We start from the raw sequence: 18,049 nt of genomic DNA on the forward strand, positions 1-18,049 counted from the left end.
TTTTTTACTACTTATCCGGATGCCCTGGTTAATCTAAGAACAATGTAGTGGTAGATGCACCCTGATAACTGACTCCCCTGGATAGCTTTTTAGCTACTAGGGGTCTTTTTTTTAGTGAGATAAATAACACCCTCTTTCGCAAGTTGTCCGGACACTCTGGTTATTCTTAGGACCAGAGTAGTGGTAGATGCACCCTGATAATTGACTGCCTAGTGGACTTTCGGCTACTAGGGCTTTTTTTTGGAGACGCACAATACCCAAATTTCTTCTAACTTTTCCGGATAACCCTGGTTAAGCCGAGAACATAATAAATGGTAGATGCAGCCTAAACAACTAACTCCCCTGTTTAGCTCGAGCGGCTGTTAGGGGTTTTTGACCTAAGCTATAAAAAACACCCAGTAACCCCAATTTAGAGCGGAACGCAGTAAATGGTAGATTTACCTTGCTCTTAGACTCCTCTGGTCAGCTATAAGCTTCTAAACTATACACATTATTTTTGGCACAAAAATCCGAAAAATTACATAAATTTTTGGCAAAGTTTCCGGAGTTCCCTGGTTAAGCTTAGAACATAGTACCTTGTTAGATTCACCATCATAACTCAATTCTTCAACTACCTAACAACTAGCAAAAAATTTTTAGATTTTTTATAGATCGAGAAATATACTTGTTCTCATTAAAGTACACGCCTGACTGCGAATCTTTCAGAAGACTCAATGAAAGTATTTCTTAATCTATGTACTGCCTGTAACTAAGCGATATTAGGTGTTTGAGCCACCATTTGCCAACAACATCCCAAAAGGAAGTCAGTGTCAGGTCTGTCGAACTCATAATTAAAGCTAGGGATTTTGAACTTTAGCAGAAAAGTGTTCTCCGTTCCCCGCAGAATTTTACAATTATTAATATTTTTTCTAAAATTCTTGACTTTGTATCCTGGTATGGTACTCTTTGGACAAAAAGTTTATCTTTTGCCAGTACATTGTAGAGTGATGGGCTTATGAGTTTAGCTGTGATTAAGTTTTCATCAGAAGACTGCGGCATTTGTCACAAGATGTCCTTTTACGACCAGAAAGTTGCTGAAGAACTGGGTCTGGAGTTTATTAGCGTGAAAATGCAAGATACAGCGACTTACCGCAAGTATCGAAAAATTTTGCTAACTCAATATCCTGATAAATCAGAAATGGGATGGCCTACCTACATTGTCTGTGATTCACCGGAAGGGGAATTTCAGATTATTGGAGAGGTAAAAGGGGGTCATCCCAAGGGAGAATTTAGAACTCGTTTGCAAGCAGTTCTAGATTCGGGTCAAGCTAATTAGGAATCAATTAGCTCAAAAGATTTAACTTCGAGAACGGGGCCAATCATCGCTGCAGTCATCACATCTTTGCGAATTTCCCCTGTAACTTTTGCGTGTTGTCCCGATTTCAGTAAATTTTTGTCAGCACCTCTGAGGATTTCATAGGTGGTTCCTTCATTAGTAACTAACGCCCAAGCGCCAGTTCCAATGTCGCGACGTTCAATACTGCCTGTAACTGTAATGCTCATTGGTTAATTGTTAGTTATTAGTGGTTGGTGGTTAGCGATCGGTATTGACTAACCACTATCTACTATCCACTAACTACTAACCACTAACCACTGACTTTAGGTAGTTTTAACTGCTAAACGTGCTAAACCAAAACATAGCAAGGCATTAACACTCAGGAAAAGACGCGCAACAATACCACTACCCATTCCCCATACTGCTGGGTCTATTGCTGCACTCACTGCCAAGCAAGCTGCGACACCGATTGATGTACCAATGGCAAACCACTTCCAGTCCCGGTGTCCTAGTAGTAGAGCTATCAGAATCAAGGGAATCAAGACACTTGCAAACAAAGGGTTAAGAGCATTTGTTCCTTGGAGGCTATTGCCTAACTCAGGGATAGAACTTCCCAATAAACGGAAAGGCCATTGAGGAAGGTCAAAGATATAAAGTCCCTTAAAGGGGAACAAACCAGAACTACCAGCAATTAAACCGAACGAAAGACTCCAACCCCAGCTGAATGGAAAGTAAACCCGTAAAAACCAAGCTAGGAGATAGGAACCAAGGACCATCAAAATCTTAGGTAACAGAGCTACAGCACCGCCATCAATCCAGAAACGGGGGTTGAGATAGCCGTTATCGCGCAACCAACGGAAGAAGTCTTGGAAACTAATTTGTCCGTGAGTGGCAAGTTTCACTGCTGCTTCTGCATTGAGTTGCCCAGCACCATAGTAGTTCAAACTATCATCTTCAATCGTTCTCACTGACTGCTGGAGAACCTCTGCAACTCGGTCTGGTTCTTTCACTCCGGCTGCTCTAATTAACGCAGCAACACCAGCAACGTGAGGGGCTGCCATACTGGTTCCTTGATATCCCCTAAATACAGCAGCACCATTGTCTGGATCGATTGTTTCTTGCAAAATCTTCCCAGCATCGCTACCACCAGGAGCGGAGATATCAACTCCAGCACCGTAGTTAGAGTATGGAGCTTTCTCGCCATCTGGACCGATCGCAGAAACACCAATAACATGGGGATAACGCGCCGGATAAGCCGCAGAATTCTCATTTTCATTACCAGCGGCTGCAATTATCACCACACCTTTGCTGTAGGCGTAATCAATTGCTTCCTTCATCAACTGGCTTTCTCCGCCACCGCCCAAACTCATGTTAATAACGTCTGCACCGTTGTCAGCAGCAAACTTAATCGCTTCAGCTATATCAGCTACGGTTCCGCCACCGTAAGCACTCAGAACCTTTAAAGGCATCAGTTTTGCTTCGTAGGCAATTCCTGCAACTCCATAGTTATTATTGGTGGCTTGAGCGATCGTACCAGCAACATGGGTGCCATGTCCGTTATCGTCATCGGCTTCTGCGCGATCGTTCACAAAATCGTACCCAGGGACAAATTTTGTTGCATCCAAGTCAGGCACGCGAGTTACACCAGTGTCAATCACTGCGACGGTAACGCCGTTACCTTTATTTTGACTCCACGCACCCTCTATACTGATATTGTGAAGGTTCCACTGCTTGCTGTACATTGGATCGTTAGGTCCGCTTACAGCTTTCTCCGTTGGAGCTTGCAGTACTGATAAGTCTTCAGTGCAATCAGCTTTCCCAGGTTGGGGAATTTTATAGATATAATTGGGCTCAATAAATTCCACCGCTTTCGCGAGTTGCGACTTTCTCAGTTGTTGGAGTCGCTGTTTATCACCCTTAATGATATACACATTCTCCTTGGCGGAAAATTTGTTATCAAGTTGAGGGGTGACGTGGTACTGTTCGGCTAGTGCTTGCAAATCCTGTTGCAAGACTTCCTGAGGAATATCTTCGCGAAAATTTAACAAAATTGTATTGAATTCACCATTGGCTGCCAATCCCTGAAAACCAAACAGGGCAACACCCAAACCAATGATAAACAAGCCAAATATTATAAGCTTTCTCATCTCAAACGAACACCGCTTCTTGCCAGGTTGCTCACTAACATAACTCAAACAAGACCGTTATTGGTGAATTTTGCATTAAAATTAAAATCCTTAAGCAAACCTCAGGAATTTTTAAAAATGGAACGCGGTCTTCTGTGGTTACCCCTATTAGTCGCATTCTTTTGGTTGGCTTGGCAAGGCTCGAAAGAGTATCAAAAAATTGAAGCCTACCGTACTTGGGCAGAGCAATTTGAAAAAGCTAAGTACGATATTTATTCAGTTTTAGGTCAAAAGGGTTCCCAAATAACTTGGGGCAAACCTACTCCAAAAGGTCCGGTTAAACTAGAAACATTTTCTTTGCTTGATGTCCAAGAAATCCATCTTCTAGTAGATGACAAATTCGTAGATTTAGTCAATATTCCAGAGAAGGGTCGTACTATTGAGTTAGAATTTGTTTTTAGCGATCGCTCTCAATCTGTGCGCGTACCTTTTACAGAGATTCCCCTAGCTGCACAATGGGGGAAGTATCTACAGTCATTGGTGAGTAGTTAGTAGTGAGTCCAGTCCCAGAAGGGGGTTTCCCACGCCCCCGGAACTGGCAAACCCAAAGGGTTAGTGGTAGCTTTTTACTACTAACTACTAACGACTAACCCTGATTATGGACACCAGCATATCACCCACAATACCCGTTGCTTTAACGATCGCTGGTTCTGATAGCGGTGGAGGTGCGGGTATTCAAGCCGATTTGCGAACTTTTGCTTTTCACTGCGTCCACGGTACAAGTGCTATCACCTGTGTTACAGCACAGAATACTTTAGGTGTTATGGGGGTGGAGGCAATACCGCCACAGGCTGTGGTCGCACAAATCAATGCAGTGTGTGATGATATTGGCGTGCAAGCAGCAAAGACGGGAATGTTACTGAATAAGGAAATTATTGCTGCTGTTGCAGAACTTGTGGAAGTTTTGCAAATTCCCAACTTGGTCGTCGATCCAGTTATGGTATCCCGTACAGGAGCTCAGTTACTAGATGATGATGCTGTAAAGAATCTCCGCAATCTTTTAATTCCTAAAGCAGCACTTGTAACACCAAATCGCTATGAAGCCCAAATTTTAAGTGGTTTTCCCATTAATTCCCTAGATGACATGAGGGCTGCATCTCAAATCATTCACCGCAATACAGGTGTGAAGGTCGTTTTAGTAAAGGGTGGCGGTATGCAAGGTAGTCTGTGTGGAGTAGATGTTTGGTTCGACGGACATCATATGGAAACTTTAACAACCAAACACGTTGAGACGAAAAATACTCACGGTACTGGTTGTACCCTTTCAGCAGCGATCGCCGCCAATTTGGCTCTTGGAAAGGACTTGATAACAGCAGTCAAGCAAGCAAAGGAGTATGTTACCACTGCACTGTCATACTCGCTGGCTATTGGCAAAGGTCAAGGTCCTGTGGGACACTTTTTTCCTTTATTAATTAAGTAGGGAATTGGGGACAACAGAGAGGGGACAAGGAGGACAAAGTAGACAAAAAGGAAGAAATTTCTACCTTGTCTTCCTTGTCTACCCACTCTCCCTTGTCCCCCTCGTCCCCAGTCCCCAATTTCCTTGTGTATTTAGTCACAAAACTGTACATTAAGATTCTTCTCCTTAAGGGCATTTTTCCATTACTCTTAAGCTTAGTTTCTGAGGCTGAGTATCTTCGATCGCAGTCTCTTATTGTTCAATTACATTAAATTGTGATAAGAATCCTCTAATGCGTGCAACGACAGGTTCCGTTAACAACACACCATCAAGTGCAACCACTCCAAGTTACTCCCCCTCTGTACCCCTTTCCGTGTACCGAGATTTGACTTCTGAGTTGCACGCTGTTCGGGCAAATCTAGATTCTCTTTCAGCCCAGAATCAACAACTCGTGCAAGAGAATGAGTTACTTCGACAGGAAATTTCTAAAGCTGTTGAGTCTATCTTGCATTTGCAAAAACTGGTTGATTCTCAGCCTAAAGTTAGTTACTATCAAGCTCCTCCACCATCTTCTCACGATTCAAAACCTCACGCAAAAAGACAGATGGCGCAACATAATGCCAAGAAGCAAGTTGTTCGCCCGCGTCCTCTTGTCGTTACAAATGAAGTAGAAGTTGATATTCCGACTCCACAATCCGTCTATGTAGAAGAGCAGGAAGCAAGCTATTATCTTCAGGATGAACCAGAACCTTCACAACTTAATAGCTGGTGGTTTATAGTAGCTATCTTGTTCATTATTGTTATGGGTTTTGGTGCTGGTTATTTAATTGTACGTCCCTTGCTGGGACAACATACTCGTTAAGAATGCTTTCATAACCCTAACTAATGACTGTGTTGTGTTAAATAATACCAATTTGAACCCAGAACGTAACAGAGAGTAGGGTGAGATGAATCCAGATCGGGCTTTCTCAATCCAAAATCTAGAGTCTAAAATCCAAAATGGTATAAGCTACAAACAAATAAAAATCGCTCGTCAAAGTCAGAGAATCTGCTTAGATAGAATACGTACAACTTTAGGAGAAAAAAATGAAGAAAGTTGAGGCTATTATTCGTCCCTTCAAGCTTGATGAGGTGAAAATTGCTTTGGTCAATGCTGGTATAGTTGGGATGACAGTTTCTGAAGTACGAGGTTTTGGACGGCAGAAGGGTCAAACCGAACGCTATCGGGGTTCTGAGTACACTGTAGAGTTTTTGCAAAAACTTAAAGTGGAAATTGTTGTTGAAGATAACCAGGTAGACATGGTTGTAGATAAAATTATTGCAGCTGCTCGTACTGGCGAAATTGGTGATGGTAAAATCTTTATCTCGCCAGTCGAACAAGTGGTGCGAATTCGTACTGGCGAAAAAAATACAGAAGCAGTATAAGGGGTTCGCTAACGGCTAATGGCTAATGGTGAGACTAGCCCTGTAGGCGGTGAGTCCAGTGCTGCAGGCGGGTTTCCCGCCGTAGGCAACTGGCGTATAGCCCTTGCGGGCATAGCCTGCGGCATCGCGGAGCGTCTCCGCTCCTGAGATACCCGAAGGGGTCTCCCGCCGTAGGGGACTAGCGTATAGCCCTTGCGGGCATAGCCTGCGGCATCGCGGAGCGTCTCCGCTCCTGAGATACCCGAAGGGCAATTAGCTATTAGCTATTAGCTATTAGCTATTAGCTATTGTCTCTAACTTTTGAAGTAAAGTATCAAACGCTTTACCTCTATGACTGATCGAACGCTTCATTTCTGGTGTCATCTCTGCATAGGTTAATTGCATCTGAGGAACATAAAAAACTGGATCGTAGCCGAAGCCACCAGTACCACGAGGTTCATAAAGAATTTCCCCGTGACATATGCCTTCTGTTTGTAAAGCAATAGTACCATCCGGACGGGCGATCGCAATGGCACAAACAAACTGAGCTTCCCGATTTGGTGTATCGCCTAATTCTCTCAATAATCTGGCAATGCGATCGCTATCGGTTGTTCCATAACGAGCAGAATACACTCCAGGCGCACCGTTTAAAGCGTCTACTTGCAAGCCAGAATCATCGGCTATTGCCCAATTTCCTGTGGCTTTTGCGACTTGAGATGCTTTTAAACAAGCATTGGCTGCAAATGTTTCTCCCGTTTCTTCTACTTCTAATTCTTGCGGTTTAAGGGTTAATTCCCAATTAGCATTAGCCAGGTAAGCTTGCATTTCGCGCAATTTTCCTGGATTTCCTGTTGCTACAACAAGTAATGTCATAAATGATGAATTATAAATGATGAATTATGAATTAAAAATTAGCACAATTCATCATTCATCATTCATCATTCATACTTTATTCCGCCCAATCTTTTGCCCAAGCAAGAGTTTGATGCACTTGTTCGAGGGTAGGGGCTTCGCAATACAGACGCAAAACTGGTTCGGTTCCGCTAAAACGAATCATTAACCAACTGTTATCGGCTAAGCGGAATTTGTAACCATCTATGGTTTGGCAATCAATAACTGATTTTCCGGCAATTTCCGTCAGAGGTTGGGTTTGTAGTTGTTCTAGAAGACGCGATCGCACTTCCATGCTAGACAATGGTAAATCGATGCGATCGTATGCGGAAGTAAAGCTGGTTTGTTCCTGTAGGTGACGGTAATAGTCACCCAGATCTAGCCCTGATTCCACAATGGCTTCTAGTACATACAATGCTGAAAGCAGTGCATCTCGTTCGGGAATGTGACTTCCGTAGCCAATTCCTCCGGACTCTTCTCCACCCAACAGCACCTCTGCTTCTAGCATTCTATCGGCAATGTACTTGTAACCTACTGGTGTTTCAAATACTGACAAATTATAAAGAGCCGCTAAGCGAGGAATCAAATCAGATCCACTTACGGTTTTGACGATTTCACCTTTAAAACTGCGTCTTAAAGTCAAATGGTCAATGAGTATGGGGACTAATACTTGCGAACTGAGAAAATTTCCTTCTCCATCTACGGCTGCAATGCGATCGCTGTCTCCATCAAATACCAAACCGACCGTTAAACTAGAGGGAGTGATTTCTCGATGATGGCGCATCACCTCAAACAAGTGTGAAAGGTATTTAGGCAGAGGTTCTGGCGCACCTCCTTCAAACAGAGGATCGCGATTGCTGTTAATCTCTTTTACTTCATTGCCAAGTAGCATTGCCAACCCACCTGCGGCGGCTCCATGCATCACGTCGCCAAATACCGTCAGTTTCCCTGAAGAAATCGCATCACGAATTTTAGTAATATTAACTTTGCCTTCTAACGCGTCACAGTAACTTTGCCAAGGATTAAAGTGTTCTATTTTACCTGGTTTTGATACTGGTGGTATTTCTTGAGTTAACAGTGCTTCTATTTGTTTTGTCACTTCAGGGGGTACAGAACCACCGAAGGCGCTTTTCACTTTTAAGCCCAAATATTTTCCAGGATTGTGACTTGCAGTAATTACCAATGCCCCTAACGCATTTTGTTGCTTTGCTGCCCAACTAAAAGCCGGGGTTGGAGCATAAGTGTCTGTCAGTAGCACATCGAACCCAGATGCTGATACAACCTCAGCAACTTTACGAGCAAAGTCTTCTGCCATAAAGCGTCTGTCGTGTCCCACAACGATTTTACGGCTACCTACTTTTTCTCCATATGTATCAAATAAAACTTTTGCAGCTATCGGCGCAACTAGAGCTACGCGTTCAAAGGTGAACTCATCTGCAATGACGCCACGCCAGCCATCTGTCCCAAACTTGATTGAGTTAGTTGCAACTCGCATCGAGGTATCCCAACTTCCTAACATCGGATTGTAACATTTACATAGGGCACCCGGTAGTAAACGAACACATTGTTTCAATAAATACAATGCATCACTAGACTGTTATGACACAAAGTGTACCAGATTTGTTCCCTATTGAGTAGCAATTGAGGAGTGAAAGATTACCCATTTCCCAATCCCCTGCTATGCAAAATTATCAGTTGCTTCGATCAAAGCACTGAGAATTCCCGGTTCAGTCATGGAATGTCCCGCATCAGGAACAACAATAAATTCTGCTTCCGGCCATGCACGATGCAATTCCCAAGCTGATATCATTGGACACACAACATCATATCGTCCTTGAACGATGACTGTCGGAATATGACGTATGCGATGGACATTTGCAAGCAAGCGATCGTCTGTTTCAAAAAATCCTTTATTAATAAAGTAATGACACTCAATTCGTGCAAACGCCTCTGCGAAAACACTCTCTCCAAACTTTGCCTTCAGTTCTGTATCTGGAAACAATCTGCTTGTACTGGCTTCCCAAATTGACCAAGCACGCGCTGCTTGCAATCGAGTATTCATATCTGGGCTGGTCAAGCGTTTGTAATAAGCTGTGAGTAAATCATCACGTTCATCAAATGGAATTGGTTTTAAATATTCTTCCCAAGCATCAGGAAAAATATAACTAGCCCCCTCTTGATAGAACCATTGCAATTCTTTTTGCCGCAGCATAAATATGCCACGCAAAATCAGCCCCGCACACTGACAGGGATGGGTTTGGCTGTAGGCTAATGCTAAAGCACTCCCCCAGCTACCACCAAACACAACCCACTTTTCGATATTTAAATGCGCTCTTAGTTTTTCAATATCACTCACTAAATCCCACGTTGTGTTTTCTCGTAGTTCTGCATGGGGAGTGCTTTGACCGCAACCCCGTTGGTCAAACATAATCAGACGCCATTTTTCTGGATTAAAATATTGTCGGTAGAAAGGCGGACATCCACCACCCGGTCCGCCATGTAGCAAAACAATAGGTTTACCTTGCGGGTTTCCTGACTCCTCAAAATGGATAGTATGCAAGTCAGAAACCTTAAGACTGCTTTCCTTGTAAGGTTCTATAGGTGGATATAGTTTTTTCATGCTGCTTGTGTTACCGCCTTTCATAATGCAATTATGCAGTTTAAAGCAGTTCAAGTACTAACATAAAGAAAAAAATCGGTTTCTTCATTTATCCAAGCTACAGGTTGATTGTAGAGTGCGGGTCAGCCCAATATTAACGTGAGTTCGACGGATTTGAAGCGCCAAAATCTTTGTGAATATTAAAGCCCGCCTACGCGGGCTTTGTTTGTATAGCCGAGGCAGCGAGCGCGTTGCGGTGAGCAGTGCGGTCTTGGGCTTTGCCCAAGAGGAGCAACTGCTCTGGGTTCCCACCGTTGTAGCGCCTGCCGTCCACATTTCTAATGTGAGGGAATTTTAAGTGCCACCTATAGAATTGGTTTAGGGTAAAAGGAGTTGGAAAACCGGATTTGGTATAAGTGAGAACTGCAATAACCTGCTCAAAACAAAGCCCCCTTCCTTAGTTTTAGGAAGAGGGCTTAGTTGTAAAAATCAACCTGGCACCGAGCTATTTTAGCAGGCGGCAACCCGCCAACTATCGTCGCCGCATCAATGTTTCACAACTGAGTTCGGGATGGAATCAGAGTGGGACCACTGAGCCATAGGCACCAGGAATGAATGATGAATGATGAATTATGAATGATGAACTTCATCAAAAGGAAGGCTCATCGTGGAATTCAAAACCCTGAAGACTGCACAGAAAAGCGAAACAAGTGTGAATTGTGAATTGAAGAAGATTGTCATCATTCATCATTCAGAATTCATCATTGAGATGAGGTCAAGACCTCGGTCTGTTAGGACAACTTGGCTAAGTACATTACTGCACGTACACCGACTGCCTATGAACAGGTGTTCTACCTGTGACCTTACCTACTTGTAGTAGTCAGAGCACTCATCTTGAGGTGGGCTTCCCACTTAGATGCTTTCAGCGGTTATCCGCTCCGCACTTGGCTACCCAGCGTCTACCACGGGCGTGATAACTGGTACACCAGCGGTGCGTTCCTCCCGGTCCTCTCGTACTAAGGAGGACTCCTCTCAATGCTCTTGCGCCTGCACCGGATATGGACCGAACTGTCTCACGACGTTCTGAACCCAGCTCACGTACCGCTTTAATGGGCGAACAGCCCAACCCTTGGGACGTACTTCCGCCCCAGGTTGCGATGAGCCGACATCGAGGTGCCAAACCTCCCCGTCGATGTGGACTCTTGGGGGAGATCAGCCTGTTATCCCTAGAGTAACTTTTATCCGTTGAGCGACGGCCATTCCATACTGCGCCGTCGGATCACTAAGACCGTGTTTCCACCCTGTTCGAGTTGTAGCTCTTACAGTCAAGCTCCCTTATTGCCTTTACACTCAACGCACGGTTTCCAAGCGTGCTGAGGGAACCTTTGTGCGCCTCCGTTACCTTTTAGGAGGCGACCGCCCCAGTCAAACTGCCCATCTGAAACTGTCTCCCGATTGGATAGACAATCGTGGGTTAGAATCCTAGCTTCGCCAGAGTGGTATCTCACCGTTGGCTCGGTATCCCCCACAAGGGATACTTCAGTGCCTCCCACCTATCCTGCGCAAGCCAAGCCCGGACCCAATTCCAGACTACAGTAAAGCTTCATAGGGTCTTTCTGTCCTGGTGCAGGTAGTCCGTATCTTCACAGACATTCCTATTTCGCCGAGTCTCTCTCTGAGACACCATCCAGATCGTTACGCCTTTCGTGCGGGTCGGAACTTACCCGACAAGGAATTTCGCTACCTTAGGACCGTTATAGTTACGGCCGCCGTTCACCGGGGCTTCAGTCGTCAGCTTTAGGGTTTCCCCCTGACCAACTTCCTTAACCTTCCGGCACTGGGCAGGCGTCAGCCCCCATACTTCCAATTGCTTGTTTGCGGAGACCTGTGTTTTTGGTAAACAGTCGCCTGGATCTCTTCACTGCGACCCACTTGCGTGGGCACCCCTTCTTCCGAAGTTACGGGGCCATTTTGCCGAGTTCCTTAGAGAGAGTTATCTCGCGCCCCTGAGTTTTCTCAACTTCCCCACCTGTGTCGGTTTCGAGTACGGGTTTGATGTTTTCATCACCAACGTAGCTTTTCTTGGCACTATCATTTACAACTCGGCATCCTTAGACACCTCCCAATCCATTCAGGGCGTTGCTATCTTTCATGCGTCTTACGTTGACTCCCACATCAAAGTGAGGGATTGTTCACCCTCTGTCCATCGACTACGCCTTTCGGCCTCGCCTTAGGTCCCGACTAACCCAGAGTGGACGAACCTGCCTCTGGAACCCTTGGGGTTTCGGGGCTAGGGATTCTTACCCTAGTTTGCGCTACTCAAGCCGACATTCTCACTTCCGTCTCGTCCACAGCTGCTTGCCGCTACTGCTTCTACCTACCACGGAACGCTCCCCTACCAGTTAACAATCTCATCACTTAGCATGCAACCTTCTGGAGCGGAGCGAGGGAGTGAAGGAGGGAGGGAGGGAGGGAGGAACTATTCTTCGTTCCCTCACTCTCTCACTCTCTCACTCTCTCCCTCTGTCTTCCAAAAGAGGCTGTATGCTAAATGATGGCTTGCTAAATCCACAGCTTCGGTACATCGCTTAGTCCCATTCATTTTCGGCGCAGGAGCGCTTGACCAGTGAGCTATTACGCACTCTTTCAAGGATGGCTGCTTCTAGGCAAACCTCCTGGTTGTCTTTGCACTCCCACCTCCTTTGCCACTTAGCGATGATTTCGGGACCTTAGCTGGTGGTCTGGGCTGTTTCCCTCTTGACGATGAAGCTTATCCCCCACCGTCTCACTGGTAACTCTCCACTGAGTATTCAGAGTTTATCTCGATTTGGTACCGGTCTCCCAGCCCGCACCGAAATAGTGCTTTACCCCTCAGTTTTTCCGTTACCGCTGCGCCTCAACACATTTCGGGGAGAACCAGCTAGCTCCGAGTTCGATTGGCATTTCACCCCTAACCACACCTCATCCGCCGATTTTTCAACATCGGTCGGTTCGGACCTCCACTTGGTGTTACCCAAGCTTCATCCTGGACATGGTTAGATCACCCGGGTTCGGGTCTATAAATACTGATAACGCGCCCTTTTCAGACTCGCTTTCGCTTTGGCTTCGTCAACAAACTTAACCTACCAGTACCTATAACTCGCCGGCTCATTCTTCAACAGGCACGCGGTCATCCGTTGAATCGGACTCCCACTGCTTGTAGGCTCACGGTTTCATGTTCTATTTCACTCCCCTCAACGGGGTTCTTTTCACCTTTCCCTCGCGGTACTTGTTCGCTATCGGTCACACAGTAGTATTTAGCCTTACGAGATGGTCCTCGCTGATTCACATGGGATTCCTCGTGCCCCATGCTACTCGGGATTCAGCTACTATCCTTAAGCTTTCGACTACAGGACTTTCACCTTCTTTGGTGCAGTATTTCGCTGCTTCGCCTAACCGCTAGATTCGATTTCGCTGTCCCACTACCCCAAAATGCATGCACTTTGGTTTAGGCTCTTCCCCTTTCGCTCACCACTACTGAGGGAATCTCTATTGATTTCTTTTCCTCCAGCTACTAAGATGTTTCAATTCACTGGGTTCGCTCTTTCGTTATTGGGTTGCCCCATTCGGACATCTCCGGCTCACTGCATGCTTCCTGCTCCCCGGAGCTTTTCGTTGGTAACCACGTCCTTCTTCGCCTCTGTGTGCCTAGGTATCCACCATGAGCCCTTCTTCTCTTGACCACTATTGCTGAATGCTAACTGCTCATCGCTAATTTCCATTAGCCATTAGCTATTAGCTTTTCGCTTTTAGTTACTTTCGCTTTTCTATGCAGTTTTCAAGGTTCTGGCTGGAACATTTCCAGCAGTCTTGTTCCCTTGCGGTTTCAAGTTGCTGAATTTCTTCTATTGATAAGTGCCCAAATCATCAATGCTTTGGCATTTTTTTCCGAACCCACACTAGTTTGAAAGCCAATTTTCTTTACCTCGCACGACCTAGGATTTCTGAATTATGAATTCTGAATTATGAAGTGTGAATTTTCTACTTTTCATCATTCATCTAACATCATTCATAATTGAGTTGGTCTCCCTAAAAGGAGGTGATCCAGCCACACCTTCCGGTACGGCTACCTTGTTACGACTTCACCCCAGTCACCAGTCCTGCCTTCGGCATCCTCCTCCACGAATGGTTAGAGTAACGACTTCGGGCACTACCAGCTTCCATGGTGTGACGGGCGGTGTGTACAAGGCCCGGGAACGAATTCACTGCAGTATGCTGACCTGCAATTACTAGCGATTCCACCTTCACGCAGGCGAGTTGCAGCCTGCGATCTGAACTGAGCCGTGGTTTGTGAGATTTGCTTGCTATCACTAGCTTGCTGCCCTCTGTCCACAGCATTGTAGTACGTGTGTAGCCCAGGACGTAAGGGGCATGCTGACTTGACGTCATCCCCACCTTCCTCCGGTTTGTCACCGGCAGTCTTCTTAGAGTTCCCAACTTAATGATGGCAACTAAGTACGAGGGTTGCGCTCGTTGCGGGACTTAACCCAACATCTCACGACACGAGCTGACGACAGCCATGCACCACCTGTGTTCGCGCTCCCTAAGGCACTCCCAACTTTCATCGGGATTCGCGACATGTCAAGCCCTGGTAAGGTTCTTCGCGTTGCATCGAATTAAACCACATACTCCACCGCTTGTGCGGGCCCCCGTCAATTCCTTTGAGTTTCACACTTGCGTGCGTACTCCCCAGGCGGGATACTTAACGCGTTGGCTCCGGCACTACGCGGGTCGATACGCGTAACGCCTAGTATCCATCGTTTACGGCTAGGACTACTGGGGTATCTAATCCCATTCGCTCCCCTAGCTTTCGTCCCTCAGTGTCAGTTATGGTCCAGCAGAGCGCTTTCGCCACCGGTGTTCTTCCCGATCTCTACGCATTTCACCGCTACACCGGGAATTCCCTCTACCCCTACCATACTCCAGTCTCTCAGTTTCCACTGCCTTTATCTAGTTAAGCCAGACGCTTTGACAGCAGACTTGATAAACCACCTGCGGACGCTTTACGCCCAATCATTCCGGATAACGCTTGCATCCTCCGTATTACCGCGGCTGCTGGCACGGAGTTAGCCGATGCTTATTCCTCAGGTACCTTCAACTTATTATTCCCTGAGAAAAGAGGTTTACAACCCAAGAGCCTTCCTCCCTCACGCGGTATTGCTCCGTCAGGCTTTCGCCCATTGCGGAAAATTCCCCACTGCTGCCTCCCGTAGGAGTCTGGACCGTGTCTCAGTTCCAGTGTGGCTGATCGTCCTCTCAGACCAGCTACCGATCGCCGTCTTGGTGCGCTCTTACCACACCAACTAACTAATCGGACGCGAGCTCATCTCCAGGCAGCTAGCCTTTCACCCATGGGCACATCCGGTATTAGCAGCCGTTTCCAACTGTTGTCCCGGACCTGAAGCCAGATTCTCACGCGTTACTCACCCGTCCGCCACTATCTCCGAAGAGACCGTTCGACTTGCATGTGTTAAGCATACCGCCAGCGTTCATCCTGAGCCAGGATCAAACTCTCCGTTTTGAAGTGTTCTTGCTCCGACACACCCTAGTGCGTCCGAGCCTCTTGGCTTATTATTTTTCTTTTGTGAGCGGGTAACAAACCGCCACTTAATTTTTTGACGAGGTCTTTAATTGCTTGGCTTTCAAACTATTGCTTTATCTTGGTTCGGTTGTGCGGGCGTTTCTCTCTCGCTTCACACTTTATCTAAGGTAACAACCACATCTGACTTTGTCAAGGTTTTTTCAGAAGTTTTTTTGAACCTCTAGATAACTCTACTCCTAACCCTTATACAGCAACAGTTTCGAGACTTTCACAATTTTTAGGCTTTCAAACTTATATATATTGTGTCTTGGTTCGGCGTGCTCGGTAAGTGTTTTGCCGATAGCACAGCTTCAGTATAGCTGAACTATCCGCAGTGTAGGGAAAAAATTCGTTGCGTTTGAGCCAAAGAGTGTTCTCGATCGCATTTCGGCAGGATATCGGTAAGATTTTTCAGCACTCAAAAACTTGTCTATCGCTATTAACCCATAGATAGAGGCTACTTCTTAGTACTGGGTAGAAACTGGATACAAGCTTGGATATATGTAAAAAATTTAAAATTCACACCCGCAAGCTTGTTTTACCAAAGACAGTGCCACTACAAACTAGAGGCGCTATTGGCTGCGGCTACTGAGTTATTCATTAATTTTTATCATTCCCTTCAGAAATTGGTAGGAGGTTTTGTGCAACCCATTTACGATGAATCATTTGAGATGATTGTTGAAAATGCTGAAGAAAAACCCCAAGAGGAAGAATATTATCCTGTAAAACTCATAACAAGTCGGGGTTCAATTCATTGCCGCTACTATTTAGCTGAGAATGCCAAAACAGCAGTAATTTTAGTTGGAGGTGTAGGTGGTGATTGGGATACACCTGCTCGAGGTCTGTATCCTTTATTAGGGGAAATTCTTCGGAAAGAAGGAATAGCCTCTCTCCGAGTCCAATACCGCAATCCAACCGATTTAGTAGAATCTACCTTAGACGTTTTAGCGGGTCTTACCTATTTACAAGACAAAGGTGTTGAAGAATTTGCTTTGATCGGTCACTCTTTTGGGGGTGCAGTCGTTATCCAAGCAGCTGCTCAATCGGCAGATGTTCGCACTGTTGTCACTATTGCTACCCAAGCCTATGGTGCAGAACCAGCAAGTGAACTAGCAACCAGATGTTCGCTGCTTCTGTTGCATGGCACATCCGATCCAGTACTGCCTGCTTCGTGTTCGCAATATGTCTACCAAATTGCCAGAGAACCAAAGCGTGTAATATTATATCCAAATGGCGGACACGGTCTCGATGAAGTTGCTGATGAAGTGTACCTTGTAGTGCGGGATTGGATTGTTCAACAACTCAATCGTGCTACCGCAAATTTGTATTAACGGTTTTATAGATAAAAGGAAGCTTTGCACAACCGCAAACTTTTTTTATCTATTCGATAAGCAGTAATATTTTATCGTTGCCTACTCACAGCCCAGCACTGCTTATGAAAAATAAAAATATCATTCTGTTATCGATGCTGGTTTTTGTGCCAATTTCAATAGCAGCACAAGAGCTACATTTAAATCCATTAATCATTTTTGCGACTTCTGGGCTAGCAATTATTCCTTTAGCAGCATTAATCGCAAACTCCACTGAAGCGATCGCAACTGTCATTGGCTCAGCTTTAGGCGGTTTACTCAACGCCACCTTTGGCAATGCGACCGAGATGATTATTTCTATAGTCGCTCTCCGAGCTGGTTTAGTGGATGTGGTCAAAGCCAGTTTAACAGGAGCAATAATTGCAAATTTGCTTCTAGCAATGGGGCTAGCGATTCTTGTAGGTGGCTTACGTTATAACGAACAAACATTTCAACCTGCTGTTGCTCGCATCAACTCTTCGTCTTTAACACTGGCAGTCATAGTTGTGCTGACACCTGCTGCCATTCAATTTACGTCAGATGGTTTGCAAGCGTCAACTCTCAATAATTTTTCCTATGCAGCATCCATATTGCTACTGACCTTCTATTGTTTGATGCTACTGTTCTCAATGAAAACTCACAAATATTTGTATTTGGTAGAGGGAGCAGATGATGAACCTTTAGAATCTAGCGAACACAAAGTCAACATAGGATTACAAGTCGTTATACTGTTAACTTGTACGGTAGTTCTTGTTTTTGTTTCTGATATTTTAGTTGAAAGTCTTGGAAAAGCTATTTCTACTCTAGGGTTGACCAGTCTCTTTACAGGGGTGATTCTTATTCCCTTATTTGGAGGTTTTGTAGAATATATTACTTGTATCTCTTTTGCCGTTAAGAACAAAATGGAGTTAGCTGTTGCTGTAGCCATAGGGTCGAGTTTACAGATAGCACTGTTTGTAGCTCCTATCTTAGTTTTAGCTGGTTGGGTACTCGGTCAACCCATGAATTTAAGCTTTAATCCTTTTGAACTGGTAGCAGTTGCTATGGCTGTAGTTATTACCAATTCGATTAGTAATGATGGGCGAACTAACTGGTTAGAGGGAGTTTTGTTGCTCATAGCCTATGCCGTGTTAGGAACAGCATTTTACTTCCATCCTTGACGAGTTCCTATAAAAAATAAAGTATAGGAGACTGCTCATTCGGAATTGACTGAGTTACTCATTAGGAATAATGAGAAGCGCGAGCTGTTTACTCCTTAAGACAAATGAGGTGGCTGTGGAAGTAGT

Annotated in this window: 12 protein-coding genes and 3 rRNA genes; 7 read left to right on the top strand and 8 right to left on the bottom strand. The window is 45.2% G+C overall.

What is annotated here, in order from left to right; genetic code table 11:
* Positions 1-994 precede the first annotated feature (994 nt).
* On the top strand, positions 995-1,315 hold the full coding sequence (locus HC643_RS20540; RefSeq protein ID WP_038105997.1) for a thioredoxin domain-containing protein: 321 nt from the start codon (positions 995-997) through the stop codon (positions 1,313-1,315).
* Here HC643_RS20540 and HC643_RS20545 read toward each other — a convergent pair.
* Positions 1,312-1,542: a hypothetical protein gene (locus HC643_RS20545; RefSeq protein WP_038105996.1), complete on the bottom strand. Its 231-nt coding sequence runs from the start codon at positions 1,540-1,542 to the stop codon at positions 1,312-1,314. The two genes, HC643_RS20540 and HC643_RS20545, sit on opposite strands and share 4 nt — an antisense overlap.
* 96 nt (positions 1,543-1,638) lie before the next feature.
* Positions 1,639-3,462, bottom strand: a complete 1,824-nt coding sequence (locus tag HC643_RS20550) for a DUF5942 domain-containing protein (RefSeq protein ID WP_038105995.1) — start codon at positions 3,460-3,462, stop codon at positions 1,639-1,641.
* Positions 3,463-3,579: 117 nt separating this feature from the next.
* Between HC643_RS20550 and HC643_RS20555 the strand changes: the two genes are divergently transcribed.
* The 4 genes from HC643_RS20555 to HC643_RS20570 all read left to right on the top strand — a co-directional run bounded on the left by HC643_RS20555 (position 3,580) and on the right by HC643_RS20570 (position 6,325).
* Positions 3,580-3,993, top strand: a complete 414-nt coding sequence (locus tag HC643_RS20555; RefSeq protein WP_038105998.1) for a hypothetical protein — start codon at positions 3,580-3,582, stop codon at positions 3,991-3,993.
* A gap of 106 nt (positions 3,994-4,099) precedes the next feature.
* Positions 4,100-4,921, top strand: coding sequence for a bifunctional hydroxymethylpyrimidine kinase/phosphomethylpyrimidine kinase (gene thiD / locus HC643_RS20560; RefSeq protein WP_038105993.1), 822 nt, complete (start codon positions 4,100-4,102; stop codon positions 4,919-4,921).
* Between the two features lie 271 nt (positions 4,922-5,192).
* A complete protein-coding gene (locus HC643_RS20565) occupies positions 5,193-5,762 on the top strand; it encodes a hypothetical protein (RefSeq protein ID WP_038105991.1) in 570 nt (189 codons plus the stop codon).
* 224 nt (positions 5,763-5,986) lie between these two features.
* Entirely contained in the window at positions 5,987-6,325 is a 339-nt protein-coding gene (locus HC643_RS20570) for a P-II family nitrogen regulator (RefSeq protein ID WP_017749852.1), read from the top strand.
* A gap of 273 nt (positions 6,326-6,598) precedes the next feature.
* Here HC643_RS20570 and rdgB read toward each other — a convergent pair whose 3' ends face one another.
* The 6 genes from rdgB to HC643_RS20600 form a co-directional block, all read right to left on the bottom strand.
* Positions 6,599-7,177 carry an RdgB/HAM1 family non-canonical purine NTP pyrophosphatase gene (rdgB, locus tag HC643_RS20575; protein ID WP_038078464.1) on the bottom strand — a complete coding sequence of 193 codons (579 nt, stop codon included), beginning with the start codon at positions 7,175-7,177 and terminating at the stop codon, positions 6,599-6,601.
* A gap of 76 nt (positions 7,178-7,253) precedes the next feature.
* Positions 7,254-8,690 carry a phosphoglucomutase/phosphomannomutase family protein gene (locus HC643_RS20580; RefSeq protein ID WP_038078471.1) on the bottom strand — a complete coding sequence of 479 codons (1,437 nt, stop codon included), beginning with the start codon at positions 8,688-8,690 and terminating at the stop codon, positions 7,254-7,256.
* A 183-nt stretch (positions 8,691-8,873) separates the two neighbouring features.
* Positions 8,874-9,815 (bottom strand): prolyl aminopeptidase, encoded by a 942-nt coding sequence (gene pip, locus HC643_RS20585; protein WP_038078467.1) that lies wholly within the window; start codon positions 9,813-9,815, stop codon positions 8,874-8,876.
* Between the two features lie 471 nt (positions 9,816-10,286).
* Positions 10,287-10,404: ribosomal RNA gene (gene rrf / locus HC643_RS20590) — 5S ribosomal RNA — on the bottom strand.
* A gap of 161 nt (positions 10,405-10,565) precedes the next feature.
* Positions 10,566-13,516 (bottom strand): 23S ribosomal RNA (locus HC643_RS20595).
* 349 nt (positions 13,517-13,865) lie between these two features.
* Positions 13,866-15,354: ribosomal RNA gene (locus HC643_RS20600) — 16S ribosomal RNA — on the bottom strand.
* The 16S, 23S and 5S rRNA genes sit together here, the layout of an rRNA operon.
* Before the next feature lie 701 nt (positions 15,355-16,055).
* On the opposite strand from HC643_RS20600, the gene HC643_RS20605 reads away from it, so the two are divergent.
* Together HC643_RS20605 and cax are read left to right on the top strand one after the other, a co-directional pair.
* The gene (locus tag HC643_RS20605; protein WP_038079090.1) at positions 16,056-16,745 is read left to right on the top strand and encodes an alpha/beta hydrolase; all 690 of its coding nucleotides are present in this window, start codon (positions 16,056-16,058) and stop codon (positions 16,743-16,745) included.
* A 104-nt stretch (positions 16,746-16,849) separates the two neighbouring features.
* Positions 16,850-17,923 (top strand): calcium/proton exchanger, encoded by a 1,074-nt coding sequence (gene cax, locus HC643_RS20610; protein ID WP_038079081.1) that lies wholly within the window; start codon positions 16,850-16,852, stop codon positions 17,921-17,923.
* Positions 17,924-18,049: the final 126 nt, after the last annotated feature.

It is taken from the genome of Tolypothrix bouteillei VB521301 (assembly GCF_000760695.4).
GTDB classification, from domain to species: Bacteria; Cyanobacteriota; Cyanobacteriia; order Cyanobacteriales; family Nostocaceae; genus Scytonema; species Scytonema bouteillei_A.